Consider the following 13,307-nt stretch of genomic DNA (forward strand, 5'->3'; position numbering starts at 1 on the left):
GGGGCCGGCCATACCGGCCGGCGAGGAAGCCGACCGGATTGTCCCGGTGATCGAAGCGGTCAGGGCGGCCTCCGACGTCATCATCTCCGCGGACACGTTCCTTCCGGAAGTGGCGGAGAAGGCCATCCGGGCCGGCGCCAATGTGGTCAACGACACCACCGGGCTGCGCAACCGGGACCTCGCCGCCGTCATTGCAGAGACCGGCGTCCACGTGGTCATCACCCACAGCCTCGCCGAACCGCGGACCGTTCTTGGCCGGCCCACCTACACCGATGTGGTCACCGAGGTGGCGGATTTCCTGGTGCGGCAGGTGGAACTGGCTGTGGCCCTCGGAATCAGGGAGGACCGGATCATCGTGGATCCCGGCCATGACCTGAACAAGAACACCCTGCACTCGCTGGAGATCACGCGCCGGTTTTCCGAGATCGCGCAGCTGGGCTACCCCGCGCTCGCGGCCGTGTCCAATAAGGATTTCATCGGGGAGACGCTGGATCTGCCGAAGAGCGCGCGGGTGGACGGGTCCATCGCGGCTGCCGTCATGTGCGCGCTGGGAGGCGCCCGGATCCTCCGCATGCACAATGTCACGGCGGCGCGCTCGGCGATCACCATGGTGGAAGCAGCGATGGGGTGGCGGGAGCCGGTGTACCTGAAGCACAACATGGGAGAGAGCAACCAGCCATGATCAACTCGGTACTGCCGTCCTCCGCGCCGGACCTCTCCGACGAGGACCTGCTCGCGCTGTACGCCTACCCGGCCGACCGCCCATGGGTGCGGTTCAACTTCGTGACCAGCCTCGACGGGTCGGCAACGTACCACGGCGTGTCCGCACCGCTCGGCAATGACGGCGACCGCAGGTTGTTCGGGCTCATCCGGCGGCTGTGCGACGTCATCCTGGTGGGCGCGGGCACGGTGCGCGCCGAAGGATACGCCGGTCCGCTGGTGAGCGGAGCGGACGCGGAATGGCGCACATCCCGCGGACTCGCCGGGCACCCGGCACTGGCCGTCATCTCAGGCACCCTCGACCTTGATCCGGAAAGCGACCTTTTCCGGCTCTCTCCGGTGCGTCCCCTTATTTTCACGACGACGGCGGCTGACCCACAGCGCGCGCGGAACCTCTCGGAGGTTGCCGACGTCGTCGTCATGGACGGGGAGGGCGTCGGGACGCGCGCGTGTGCGGCAGAACTCCAGGCCCGGGGTCTGGGAAGGATCCTCTGCGAAGGCGGTCCCAGCATCTTCGGCCGTTTCATCGCCGAGGACGCCGCTGACGAACTCTGCCTCTCCCTGAGCCCGCTGCTGACGGGGGGCGGGGGCGGGCACATTGCCGCCGGCGCTGACAGTCCGGCCCTGCGCCGCCTGGCGCTGGAGTCGCTGCTTGAATCCGATTCCGCCCTGTACGGCCGGTGGGTGCGGGCCGTACAGGGCTAGCGGGGAGGAACCACCGACACGTGGTTTCGGACATCGGACACGGCCGCGGTGAGCAGCTCATCAGTCGGGCAGGAAACGATGAACGCCAGGGCGGTCCGCGTGGTGTGGAAGAGCCGCAGCGAAACCACGCTCGCGGGAGTTTCCGCCGCCGCTTCCTGCCGGTAGGTCAGGAATTCGACGGACGCCGTCGAATCCCCCGGCGACTCTCCCCACAACCATGTGCTGCCCGTGAGGTATTCAGGCAGAATGCTCGGGTCCATGTACCGGAACAGGGCCTCGGTGGAGCCGCGGTCGTCGCCGCTGACGAGGAGGGCGCCCTGTCCGGGCGTGTAGCTCAGCGATGCGGTGCACCCGGCGTCGCTGACGTAGACGGACTCGCCCTGGACGAGCAGGCTGGCGGGGCTCCAGCCGGGCGCCCGGGAGAGAGTTTCGGAAAAGGCGACCTTGTCGGCCGGCTCGATGTACCCGCCGCGGTCGAACGTCATGTCGTTACCCACGATCTCCGAGCGCGGCAGCGGCGGCAGCCCAGGCACGGAAGGTGAGGGGCCGGCAGCCGGGGGGCCAGCAACCGGGGAGCTCGCAGTTGAGGAGCCTGGCACGGGCCCGGTCGGCGCCGTCACAGTCGGGTCCTGTCCCCCGGCTCCCGGCGGAACCGGCACTTCGATGCGGCACCCGGTCACCGGGACAGCGAGGGAACCAAGCAGGGCGCAGGTCAGGACCCACCGAACCCGCCATGCCGCCACCGTGTGCTCCCCCATTGTCGAACCGTCCGTCCTGCCCACCTACTGTAGCGAGCGCGCAACCCTGCGCCCGGTCTCACCAGATCACCGGATCACCGCGCCGTGGGCCTCGGCCACCGTCAGAGCCTGGGCAACGTCGACGACGGCGCCGTGGACATTGAATTCAGCGGCATCGATTCCCTCGAGGGTGCTCCCGCGGAGGTCCGCCCCGCGCAGGCGGGCACCGCTCCAGGAGATGCTGGTCAGGCGGCAGTCGCGCAGGGTGGCGTTCCGGAGGTCCGCGTTGCTGAAATCGGCTTCGGTAAAGTTCACCTGCGAAAAGGAACTGCGCTGCAGGTCGGCTCCCGCCAGTGAGACGAAGGACCAGTTGCCGCCCTCCACCCGGACCGGTTTGAGGGATGAGTCGCTGAAGACGCTGCCGGTGAACCTGCACGCCTCAAAGCCGGCATCGAAGAAGTTGCAGTGCTCAAAGCGGCAGTTGTCGAAAGCACTGTTGACATGGCTCGACACGTTGAACCGCACATTACGGAAGACGCAGCCGCTGAAGATACTGCCTTCACTGCGCAGTTCGGTGAAGTCGCAGTCGACGAAACGCAGCCCGCTGAAATCCTCGCGCCCGATATTGGCCGCATACCAGTCCAGCCCACTCCGCACCTCACCGACGCCTGCCATGCCCCGATGCTATCCGCCCATTTGCCGGTGGTGGACACACCGTTTACAGTCAAGCGCGGAACCTGCGAAGAACGTTCCGGACCCCCGCATCGGATGAAAGGCCCTCATGGCAGCCCCCGACCGCACGTACTACGCCGTGCTCGGGGTGGCCAGAAGTGCCACTGCGAAACAGATCAAGGACGCCTACCGCAAGGCTGCCCGGACCGCACACCCTGACCAGGGCGGCAGCGCCGAGCTGTTCCATGAGGTGGCTGTGGCCTATGAGATGCTCTCCGATCCCGAGCGCCGCCGGCGCTACGACCGGACCCTCGGTACCGAGGACCCCCTTCCCGGGGCAGGGCGCCCGGCCTCCGCGGCGCGGCGGCCGGCGCGGGAACCAGCTGCCGAGGCATATTCCCAGCCGCCGCGTTACGAGCCCGCTTACGACGACGACGGCGCCCGCACCGCGCCCATCCCGCCGACCCTGGCCGCCCGGCAGGTCCACGGTACGGCGCGCCGGCCCGGTGTGCTCGCACGGCTGCGGCCGGGGGCGGCCGCGCGTTACGACGGCGAACGCGCCACCGCCCGCCTCGTGGAGACCAGTCTGCTGCCCGGCTTCCCGGCCGCCCGGCTGATCAACGGGCTGGCCTTCGGCGGGGGGACCGACGTCGGGCACGCCGTACTGGCCGGATACCGCATCGCCGTCGTCGACTCCCTGATGGCTCCCCCCGGGAACTATTCGTGGGACGGACACCGGCTGAGGCACCAGGGGCGCCCCGCCGGGGACGTACGCATCGCCGAGACGGTGCGCCGGGTCCAGGACCTGTTTCCCGAGTGCAACGTGCGCGGCTGGCTGGTGCTGCACGGCAGGCAGAACAACCCCTTCGAACCGATCGTGGACTACCCGCCGTCCCTCGACCGTTCCGCTCTTGTTTCCGTTCACGTGGCCAATGCCGGAACCCTGCTCCGTGAGGTGCGGCGGTTCCTCTCTGAGGGGCCGCAGCCAAACACCGTGCAGGTCCCGGTGCTGGGCCGTTTGCTCGATGCAGCCGGACGCTAGGATTGCACAGTGTTCCGCATCCTCTTCTTCACACCCGAGATTCCCGGCAATACCGGCAACGCCATCCGGCTGGCCGCGGTCACCGGCGCGGAACTGCACCTGGTGGAGCCGCTCGGCTTCGACCTGGATGACGCCAAGCTGAGGCGGGCCGGCCTGGACTACCACGACCTCGCGGTCCTGACCGTCCACCCGGACCTCGAGACTGCGCTTCATGCCCTCCGGCCGGAAAGGCTTTTCGCCTATACCGCCGAAGGAACCACCACGTACTCCGACATCCGGTACCGTCCGGGAGACGTGCTGCTGTTCGGACCGGAGTCCGTCGGGCTTCCCGCCGACGTCAAGAACCACGCCGCCGTCACCTCGACGGTGCGCTTGCCGATGCTGCCCTCCCGGCGGTCACTTAATCTTGCCAACTCTGCGTCCATCGTGGTCTACGAGGCCTGGCGCCAGCAGGGGTTCGAAGGCGCCCGCCTTGGCCTGCCTACCGTGAAGGAGCACTCGTGACCGACATTGGCAGCCTGTTCGACGACGGCGCCGAGTATTTCGAGCGCCTGTCGCCCGTTCTCTGGAACACCATGGGCAACGCGGTGGTTGCGGCCGCCGACCTGCACACCGGCGACTCCGTACTCGATGCCTGCTGTGGAAGCGGTGCGAGCACCGTCCCCGCAGCCCAGGAGGTCGGCCCGGAGGGCCGGGTTGACGCCGTCGATCTGTCCGCCGCGCTGCTCACCCTCGCCGGCGCCAAAGCCGCCGCCCTCGGCATCGGCAACGTCCGGTTCGTTCAGGCGGACGCCGCGGTGTGGACGTCGGATCAGCCCTATGACGCGCTGCTGTGCGGCTACGGGCTCTACTTCCTTCCGGATATGACAGCCGGCCTTGCACATCTGGCATCGCAGTTGCGCAGCGGTGGCAAGCTGGCGATGAGCACCTGGCAGGAACACGCGCACCAGCCGTTCGGATCGCTCCTGCGCGAGGTCTGCTTCGAGGAGCAGCCGTCCCTGCGGGACGCGCCGGTTCCGGTTGCCTACCGGCAGATGGAGGACATCTCGACACCGGAAAAGCTGCGCACTTTCCTTGAGGAGGCCGGGTTCGAGGCTGTCGAGGTCCATGAAACCCCGCTGCAGGTGCCGTTGGACGGCGAGCTCGCCTGGACCCTGGTGCTCGGCACCGGGTACCGCTTCCTGCTGCCGGATGATGCCGAGGCCAGGGAACGCATCCGCAGCCGTTTCCTCGACAGGCTGGGCAGCGAGCCGGCCCTCAATGCGGACTCCCTCATTGCGGTGGCCGTGCGTCAATAACGCGGGCCTGCGGGACCCATCCTTCTCCGTCTCCGCCGCGAACAAGAGATGTCAGCGGTTGCGGTGCATCAGGCACCCGATCTTCGGAGAAATGGTGGTGGACCATGGGTGGAGCGTTGCTCGGGCGGACCGTGCAGACCCGCGCCGTGGCCCATCCTGTTCGGGATAGGCAGCCCGGCGCTTTATGCTTGAAACCTATGGATACGCCACGTGTAAGCCGGATAACCCCCACGAGATCAGCTGCTGATCAGGCTGCCGGTGAATCCTCGGATGCCGCAGCTGGACTTGCGGAACTCCTCGCGCGGATCGCACAGAAGGACCAGGGCGCCTTTGCTGAGTTCTACGCGCAGACCTCCCGCCGGGTGTACGGCCTCGCCCGTCGCGTCCTGATCGATCCGGAGCTGAGCGAAGACACCACCCAGGAGGTCTACCTTCAGGTGTGGAATATGGCGGAGCGGTTCAATCCGGACGCGGGCAGTCCCATGGCGTGGCTGATGACGCTGGCCCACCGCCGCGCGGTGGACAGGGTCAGGTCCGAGCAAAGCTCCACCGACCGCGAAGCCAGGTACGGGGCGGCCATGCAGGTCAAGGACCATGACGACGTCGTCGACACCGTCACCCAGCGCTTGGAGGCTGAAGCGGTGGTCCGGTGCCTGGAAACCCTGACGGAGACCCAGCAGGAATCGGTGCGGCTCGCTTACTACGGCGGGCTGACATACCGGGAAGTGGCAGAGAAACTCGATGTGGCGGTCCCGACCATCAAGTCGAGAATCAGGGACGGATTGATCCGATTGAAAACATGTCTGGGGGTGAACTGAGATGCAGGACAAGGATATGAACAAGCAGTTTGCAGATGATCTACGGCAGGACCTGGCCGGTGGCCTGGCCCCCGAGTGGGCTGAGATGTACGCCCTGGATGCTGTGAGCGAAGAGGAGCGCACCACACTCGAGGACTACATCTCAGGCGCCGCTCCCGAGGTTCGCGACGCCTTCAACGCGCGGGTTCGTGCTGCACGGGAAACCCTTGCCACGGCCTATGCCACCTCCGAGGAAGAACCGCCGGCCGGTCTCTTTGCGCGGATCGTTGAGAGCCTTCCGTCCGAAGTTTCGCCGGGAGCAGAGCCGGCTGCCGGTACCGTCGCTGCTCCGGTCGAGGATGAGCTCAGTGCCCGGCGCGGTGCGCGTCGGCCGCAGTCCGCTGCAGGCCGATGGCTTCTTGCCGCAGCGGCCGCGGTGGTCGTCGTCGTCGGCGGTGTGACGGTGGCGCAGAATCTGCAGCCGTCCTCCATCGAGCAGCAGGTCCTGCAGGCGGTGGATGTCCAGCGGGAAGAAGTTGCGATCGGGGACAGCGGCACCGCCGAACTGGCGTTTTCCGCATCCAGGGACGCAGCGGTGGTCACCCTTGACGGTGTCCCGGCTCCTCCCGAAGGGAAGGTGTACCAGATGTGGCGGCTTCCGGCGGACGGTGCAACTCCGGAGTCGCTGGGAACCATGACCGGCGAGGACGTCGCCCACACCGAGCTGGCGATTGAGGGAATCAACGCGTACCGGGGCCTGGCGATCACTGTCGAGCCCGAGGGCGGATCAGAGACCCCTACCCTGCCGATCGTGGTCGAAATTCCCTTTGACGCCTGACTAGAACCCTGCGATGGTGGCCTCGGTGTTCACCGGGACCACCTGGAAGACCTCGGCGCTCGAACCGGCCGGCAGTCCCCCGCGCGCAGCGTTCGCTGCGAGGAACCCACGGACGGCAGCATTCATGCGGTCGAGGTCAGGGTGCTGGCTCGCGTGGAAACGCAGAGCGCGCATCTTGTCTTCCACATGGTCGGAGACATCAACAAAGTGGTTCTCCAGCTGCGTTGGTCCACCGAAGAACCAGAGCCACGGCACCCGGTAGGCGCCGAGGCCGCGGGCCGCCAGCTCAGGAAAGGCGTAGGGATTCTCGACCGCCGGGTAAATGGCACGCGTGACAGCTTCACCGCACGCCAGATGGTCCGGGTGGCTCTTCTGGATTCGCTCCCAGTTACGCTCCGGATGCATGGCCAGGACAATCTGCGGCCGCACGCGCCTGATGAGTTCGACGACGCCGGCCACCACGTCGACCGTCGGTTCCAGGTAGCCGTCCCGGTATCCCAGGAAGTGCACTGAGTCCACACCCAGCAGCCGCGCCGCCGAGCGCTGCTCTTCGCGCCGACGCTCCACGATGTCCGGACGGTGCTCATCCGAGAAACCACCGGCGTCGCCGTCGGTCATGATGCAATATTCAACAGCGACGCCGGCTGCACGCCACTTCGCGACCGTACCGGCGGCTCCGAAATCGATGTCATCGGGGTGGGCCACGAAGCACAGGACACGGCTCACACCCGCCTGGAGATCCTCGGGGATGGAGGCCGTGCTCACGTTCTGCGCTTCCTGATCTCCTCAGTTGCCTGCGGAAGCACTGAGGTCAGGTCTCCCACAATTCCGAAGTCGGCGATCTCGAAGACCGGCGCGTCAGGGTCCTTGTTGATGGCCACGATGATCTTGGCCGTCTGCATTCCGGCCTTCTGCTGGATAGCCCCGGAGATGCCGGCGGAAACGTAGAGCTGCGGCGAGACCGTTTTGCCGGTCTGGCCGATCTGGGCCGAATGGTCGATCCAGCCGGCGTCCGTTGCTGCGCGCGATGCTCCGACAGCGCCGCCGAGCGCATCCGCCAGATCCTCAAGCGGGCCGAAGTCGCCGTCCACGCCCCTGCCGCCCGCCACGACGATGCGGGCCTCATCAAGTGACGGCCGGCCGCTGGGTGCCTTCTCCGACCGGCCGGTGATCCGTGCGGCGGCGGGTGCTGCCACGTCAACCGGGTGGACGGCAGGTGCGGTGCCGCCCTGCGGCGCGGCGGCCTCCACGCTGTTGGCCTTGACCGTAATGATGGGCCGTCCGGTGGTCACTGAGGCGTTCACAGTGTAGGAGCCTGCAAACACCGCCTTGGTGACCGCGAAGCTCTCATCCACCGCGACGGCGTCGGTAATCACTCCCGATGAGAGCCGGATACCGGCCCTGGCCGCGATTTCCTTCGCCTCGAACGTGTTCCCGAGAAGCACCGCCCCAGCGTCGGCAGCCTCAGCCGCCGCGGCGAGGAACGCCGCCTTGCCCGCGACCAGCAGCTCGTCCAGGCCTGCATTCGAGGGCTGGTAGACGGCGCCGACGCCGTAGGCGCCGAGTTCGGCCGCAACCTGGTCTCCCAGCTCCCCCACCAGCGCGACGGCGGGCTCTCCAAGGGTGGCCGCGAGGGTCAGCAGCTCACGGTCGGTCTTATGCAGGTTCTCACCGGGCGTATCGATGTACACGAGGACTTTTGCCATTCAACGGCTCCTTGTAGGTTGTGTCGCTGCGTCCGCGGCCGCTACAGCAGCTTCTGTTCTGCGAGGAAATCGACCAGACGCCGCCCGGCATCGCCTTCATCGGTGATGATGACGCCCTGGGACCGCGCAGGGCGGGGCTGCGCGTCCTCGACCCGGGTCCATGCTCCGGCGTGCCCCACCTCCGACGGGTCCACCCCCACGTCAGCGAGTGAGAGGACACTGATCTGCTTTTTCTTGGCTGCCATGATGCCCTTGAAATTGGGGTACCGGGGCTCATTGATCTGGTCGGTCACCGAGACGATTGCGGGCAGGGTGCTTTCCACTGTCTCCGCCACGTTGTCACTCTCGCGGCGTGCGGTAAGGTGCCACGCACCGCCGTCGTGCCGCAGTTCAAGACTCGACGCAAAGGTTACCTGCGGCAGCTCCAGCAGCTCCGCAAGCTGCGCCGGCACCAGCGAGGTCTCCCCGTCAGTGGAGGCCATGCCGGTGAGCACCAGGTCCACGTCACCCAGATGCCGGATAACGGCGGCGAGCGCGCGCGAGGTGCCGGAGGCGTCAGAGCCGGCCAGTGCGTCGTCGGTGAGGTGGACACCTTCATGGGCGCCGATCTGGAGGGACTTCTTGACTGCGTTCACCGCGCCCGCCCCGCCCATGGTCACTGCCGTCACGCGGTGGCCCGCGCCGTCCCCGCCATGCGCTTCAACGAGCTGCAGCGCCGCCTCAAGGGCGTACTCGTCGAGCTCCGACAGGATGCTCTCCGAACGGTCCGTGGTGCGGTCGTCTCCATTGAGGTGACGATCGAACTGCGTATCCGGTACGTGCTTCACCAACACCGCGATTCTCAGCGCGGGAGTGGTCTCGTCCATGTGCTGCCTTTCCTCCGGCTTCCAGCTGGCCCGCACACAAGCTAACCACACGGGTGTGCCGATTACCGCAGCTATATGACGAAGCAGCGGCCCGCCGGTGCACGGGCCGCTGCTTCGCTGATTCCGGGGTCTGCCTGGTTACGCCGGCGCCTGTCCCACCGTGACATCAAGGGTCAGGGTTTCGCCGCCGCGCACGAGTTCGACCTGGGCGGATTCGCCTTCGGCGAGCATCCGGACGGCCGCGGTCAGGGCCTGCGGGTCTTCGATGGGCAGGTCACCGACGCGGGTGATGATGTCGCCTTCCTGGAACCCGGCTGCCTCAGCCGGGCTGCCCGCCTCCACGGTCTGGACCTGCGCCCCGATGGAGAAGGAGCTGCTGCCCTCCGCGTTGCCGGATGCTGCTGCTCCCACGCTGACACCGAGGAAACCGTGCGAGGCTTCTCCAGTGGCGATGATCTCCTCGGCTACGCGCTGGGCATAGTTGATCGGAATCGAGAAACCCACCCCGATGTTGCCGGCGCTCTCCCCGGTACCTGCGGAAGCGATTGCGACGTTGACACCGATGATCCGCCCCTCTGAATCAACCAGCGCGCCCCCCGAGTTGCCCTGGTTGATGGCGGCGTCCGTCTGGATGACGTTGAGATAGATGGAGCCCTGCCCGCCCGGCTGGGGCGCCTGGGAACCGTCCGGCGGTAGGAAGTTGAAGCCGTCTCCCGGGTCCTGTTCCGGCGCGTCGGACTGTTCCTCGGGAACAGCCGAGGACTGCACGCTGATTGTCCGGTTGAGGGTGGAGATGATCCCGTCGGTGACAGTGCCGCTCAGGCCCAGCGGCGCTCCGATCGCGATGGCGACGTCGCCGACGTTGAGGGCGGAGGAATCTGCGAGGGTTGCCGGCTGAAGGTCCGGCGCATCGATCTTGATCACTGCCAGGTCCGAGAGCGGATCCGTGCCGACCACCTGCGCCTGGAACACCCGGCCGTCATTGGTGCGGACCTCCACAGCGGGATCCGCCACCTGACCGCCGAGGGTGACAACGTGGGTGTTGGTGAGGATGTGCCCCTCTGCATCGAGGATGATCCCGGAGCCCGAGCCGCCTGAGCCGCCTCCGTTCACGGAAATCGTGACGACGCTGGGGGACGCCTTGGCTGCGGCGCCCGTGATCTGGTTCACGCTCTCGGTGTCGTTGACCACCACCGATTGGGGCTGCGCCGCGCCGTTGTTCGACGCGGGGTTGCCCGATTCAAGCAGCGCATCCGTACCGGCCGCGACGCCGCCGCCGACGAGCCCCGCTATCAGCATGCCGGCCAGGAAGGTTCCGGTGCCGATCCGCTTCTTCCCCCCGGACTGCTTCTCACCGGACCCTTCCGTGTGAGAAGGAAGTCCGTAGCCGTAAGAGGTATTGGCCTCGTCGTAGGTGTAGCGATCCGCCTGGTGGTCATCGGCCGCGTAGCCGGAATGCTGGAGCGGGGAAGTAAAAGGCTGCCCCGGATGCTGATCGGTGACCGGCTGACCGGAGTCCGCGGGAGGCGTCGTGGTTCCAGGAGGCGCCGGCGGATTCTGCGGGCGCGGCGGAAGCGGTCCGTTGTATGAACCGGGGTTGTTCTCGGTCATCGGTTGTCCTTTCACTGGTGCTCCCTGAACTATGCCAAAGCAGTCTGTGCCCGCGGATGACGTTCCCTGTACGGCACCTGTGAACCAACCGAAAGCCGTCGCCCTCGTCCATTGTCCCGCATCACCAACGACGCCGGCGCGTGCGCGTGCGTTTCGCTGCTGGCATAGCCCGGTGGACGGCCCCCAAACGGCACCATAGAATCGCAGTCAGGCGGACCCCTGGGGATATATGCCCTTGCGCGACGGTGGTTCGCCGGTTCCCGGAGCGCCCGGCGGACACTGCTGAAGGGTCATGAATGAAGCCAAGCATCACACGCATCGGCTCCGCGGCGGGTGTTGGGGCCCTGGCTCTGATGGTTCCGCTTGCCCTTGCACCCGCCCACGCCGTCGATCCTGTCGACTTCAGCTCCGGGACGACGGTTATCGATCAGGCCGATGTCCTCTCGGAGACTGAGGAGCAGCAGGTCGAGCAGTCAATCGAGCAGCTGCAAAGCGAACACGGATACACGCTCCACGTTGCCTATGTCGACTCCTTCACCAATCCCTCAGATCCCCTCCAATGGGCTATCGCCTCCGCCGAGGCCAGCACGTTCCAGGCTGATGACGCAATCTTTGTGGTCAGCGTCGGTGAAAGCAGGGGCGGCATCCTGGCGGACAGCTCAAGCGAGGTGGACAGTCAGTCCGCCGCCATCTACCAGAGCTTCGCCAGACCGGAGCTGAGCGACGGCGACTGGACGGGCGCCGCGCTGGCAGCCGTCACGGGTGTCGACCAGGTGCTCGACGGCGGCTCTGTCGGTACCGCCGAAACTGCAGCGGATACCGGAGGCGGAGGCTCTTTCCTCTTTCTTGGCGGATTGCTGGTCCTTGCCGGGGTGGGCGGCTACTTCTATCTCCGGTCAAAGCGTGGAAAACCCGCCCCCCAGCAGACCCAGCACGCCTCCGAGATAGAGTTCGGTCCCGGCCGCGGCGCTGACGGGCAGGTACTCGACCCGCTGGCCTCACTCAGCGTGGAGGACCTGCGGCGGCGTGCGGGAACGCTTCTCATCGCCGCAGATGACGCCATCAAGTCAAGTGAACAGGAACTTGGCTTCGCCCAGGCACAGTACGGCGATGACGCCGTCAAGCCGTTCGCCGAGGACATTGCTGTAGCGAAGGCGCACATGAGCGAGTCGTTCAAACTGCAGCAGCAGCTCGATGACCACATTCCGGACACCGAGGAAGACCAGCGGAAGTGGCTCGGGGACATCATTCGCCGGTGTGAGTCAGTGAACGCCAGCCTCCAGGAACACAAGGCTGACTTCGACGCGCTCCGCAAACTCGAACGCAACGCCCCGCAAGCGCTGGCGGACGCCCAGGCGGCGGCCGCCGACGTCGGAACCCGGCTCACCGCGGCGGAGGAAACCCTGCGACAACTGCAGAACCGGTATGCGCCCTCAGCCACCTCGCAGGTCGAGGACAACGTACAGCAGGCACGTGAGCGTCTGCAGTTCGTCGACAATGCCGCCGCCACCTCCCAGAGGCACCTCTCGGACGGAAACACCAGCGCCGCCGTCGTTGCCGTCCGCGCCACCGAGGAGGGCGTGCACCAGACCAAGGTGCTCCTGGACGCCATCGACCGCCGAGCCGCTGAGCTCTCATCCGCTGAACAGGAGATGGAGCGGGCGGTGTCGGACACGGCCCAGGATCTCGCCCAGGCCCAGGCGATGGTCGCGGCAGGGTCCAACCCGGAACTTGCCGGGCCGGTGGCGGGGGCACGCGCGGCGCTGGAGTCGGTCAGGCAGGAAATCTCGTCGGGCCGGATCGACCCGGTGGCCCTTCTGCAACGCGTGGAGAACGCACACACGCAACTGGACGCCGCGATCGGCGGAGTCCGCGACCAGGCGGAACAGACCCGGCGTGCACGCGAAAGCCTGCAGCACACCGTCATGGCAGCCCAGTCACGGATTTCCGGCACCGCGGACTACATCCGCGCCCGCCGCGGCGGTGTGGGCAGCGAAGCGAGGACGCGCCTGGCGGAAGCCGAACGCAATCTCGACTACGCGCTGCGCATCCAGCAGGATGACCCGGTGACCGCCTTCTCCCATGCGCAGCAGGCATTGGCGCTTGCCGAGCAGGCCGGCCAGATCGCCCAGAGTGATGTGGAGGGCTTCGGTGGCAGGATGGGAGGCTTCGGCGGAGGCGGCATGTTCGGCGGCGGCGGCTTCGGGGGCTTCGACGCCGGCGGCGGCGGCTTCGGTGATTTCGGGGGCGGCTTCGGAGATTTCTAGGTGAGCGATCAACAGGCAATGAACTATTCAGGAAGATCGAAAGGTATC

Annotated in this window: 14 protein-coding genes; 8 read left to right on the plus strand and 6 right to left on the minus strand. The window is 66.9% G+C overall.

What is annotated here, in order from left to right; all coding sequences use genetic code 11:
* Both folP and X803_RS17685 read left to right on the plus strand, forming a co-directional pair.
* Window positions 1-682: dihydropteroate synthase (gene folP / locus X803_RS17680; RefSeq protein ID WP_051470435.1), on the plus strand; the 682-nt coding region annotated here is incomplete at its 5' end.
* A complete protein-coding gene (locus X803_RS17685) occupies window positions 679-1,425 on the plus strand; it encodes a pyrimidine reductase family protein (RefSeq protein ID WP_035777893.1) in 747 nt (248 codons plus the stop codon). The genes folP and X803_RS17685, both read left to right, overlap by 4 nt.
* On the opposite strand, the gene X803_RS17690 is transcribed toward X803_RS17685, so the two are convergent.
* The gene (locus X803_RS17690) at window positions 1,422-1,910 is read right to left on the minus strand and encodes a hypothetical protein (RefSeq protein WP_051470436.1); all 489 of its coding nucleotides are present in this window, start codon (window positions 1,908-1,910) and stop codon (window positions 1,422-1,424) included. The genes X803_RS17685 and X803_RS17690 overlap by 4 nt on opposite strands.
* A 339-nt stretch (window positions 1,911-2,249) precedes the next feature.
* Entirely contained in the window at window positions 2,250-2,837 is a 588-nt protein-coding gene (locus tag X803_RS0104115; protein ID WP_026544152.1) for a pentapeptide repeat-containing protein, read from the minus strand.
* Between the two features lie 106 nt (window positions 2,838-2,943).
* Between X803_RS0104115 and X803_RS0104120 the strand changes: the two genes are divergently transcribed.
* From X803_RS0104120 to X803_RS0104140, 5 genes are all read left to right on the plus strand, one after another.
* On the plus strand, window positions 2,944-3,876 hold the full coding sequence (locus X803_RS0104120; protein ID WP_026544153.1) for a J domain-containing protein: 933 nt from the start codon (window positions 2,944-2,946) through the stop codon (window positions 3,874-3,876).
* A gap of 9 nt (window positions 3,877-3,885) precedes the next feature.
* Window positions 3,886-4,380: a tRNA (cytidine(34)-2'-O)-methyltransferase gene (locus tag X803_RS0104125; RefSeq protein ID WP_026544154.1), complete on the plus strand. Its 495-nt coding sequence runs from the start codon at window positions 3,886-3,888 to the stop codon at window positions 4,378-4,380.
* Complete coding sequence (locus X803_RS17695; RefSeq protein WP_035777894.1) at window positions 4,377-5,174, plus strand: class I SAM-dependent methyltransferase; 798 nt, start codon at window positions 4,377-4,379, stop codon at window positions 5,172-5,174. The genes X803_RS0104125 and X803_RS17695 overlap by 4 nt, the downstream gene beginning before the upstream one ends.
* A 197-nt stretch (window positions 5,175-5,371) precedes the next feature.
* The gene (sigK, locus tag X803_RS0104135) at window positions 5,372-5,992 is read left to right on the plus strand and encodes an ECF RNA polymerase sigma factor SigK (RefSeq protein ID WP_026544155.1); all 621 of its coding nucleotides are present in this window, start codon (window positions 5,372-5,374) and stop codon (window positions 5,990-5,992) included.
* Window positions 5,993-6,008: 16 nt separating this feature from the next.
* Window positions 6,009-6,809 carry an anti-sigma factor gene (locus X803_RS0104140; protein WP_253907388.1) on the plus strand — a complete coding sequence of 267 codons (801 nt, stop codon included), beginning with the start codon at window positions 6,009-6,011 and terminating at the stop codon, window positions 6,807-6,809.
* Here the strand turns inward: X803_RS0104140 and X803_RS0104145 are convergent, their stop codons facing one another.
* The 4 genes from X803_RS0104145 to X803_RS17700 all read right to left on the minus strand — a co-directional run bounded on the left by X803_RS0104145 (window position 6,810) and on the right by X803_RS17700 (window position 10,992).
* A complete protein-coding gene (locus X803_RS0104145; protein WP_051470437.1) occupies window positions 6,810-7,574 on the minus strand; it encodes a PIG-L deacetylase family protein in 765 nt (254 codons plus the stop codon).
* Window positions 7,571-8,515, minus strand: coding sequence for an electron transfer flavoprotein subunit alpha/FixB family protein (locus tag X803_RS0104150; protein ID WP_026544158.1), 945 nt, complete (start codon window positions 8,513-8,515; stop codon window positions 7,571-7,573). Before X803_RS0104150 ends, X803_RS0104145 begins: the two co-directional genes overlap by 4 nt.
* Window positions 8,516-8,556: 41 nt before the next feature.
* A complete protein-coding gene (locus X803_RS0104155; RefSeq protein WP_026544159.1) occupies window positions 8,557-9,381 on the minus strand; it encodes an electron transfer flavoprotein subunit beta/FixA family protein in 825 nt (274 codons plus the stop codon).
* Between the two features lie 138 nt (window positions 9,382-9,519).
* Window positions 9,520-10,992: a S1C family serine protease gene (locus tag X803_RS17700; protein ID WP_035777895.1), complete on the minus strand. Its 1,473-nt coding sequence runs from the start codon at window positions 10,990-10,992 to the stop codon at window positions 9,520-9,522.
* 296 nt (window positions 10,993-11,288) lie between these two features.
* On the opposite strand from X803_RS17700, the gene X803_RS22920 reads away from it, so the two are divergent.
* Window positions 11,289-13,259 (plus strand): TPM domain-containing protein, encoded by a 1,971-nt coding sequence (locus X803_RS22920; RefSeq protein WP_026544160.1) that lies wholly within the window; start codon window positions 11,289-11,291, stop codon window positions 13,257-13,259.
* Window positions 13,260-13,307 lie beyond the last annotated feature (48 nt).

It is taken from the genome of Arthrobacter sp. 35/47 (genome assembly GCF_000520475.1).
Taxonomy (GTDB): Bacteria; Actinomycetota; Actinomycetes; order Actinomycetales; family Micrococcaceae; genus Arthrobacter_D; species Arthrobacter_D subterraneus.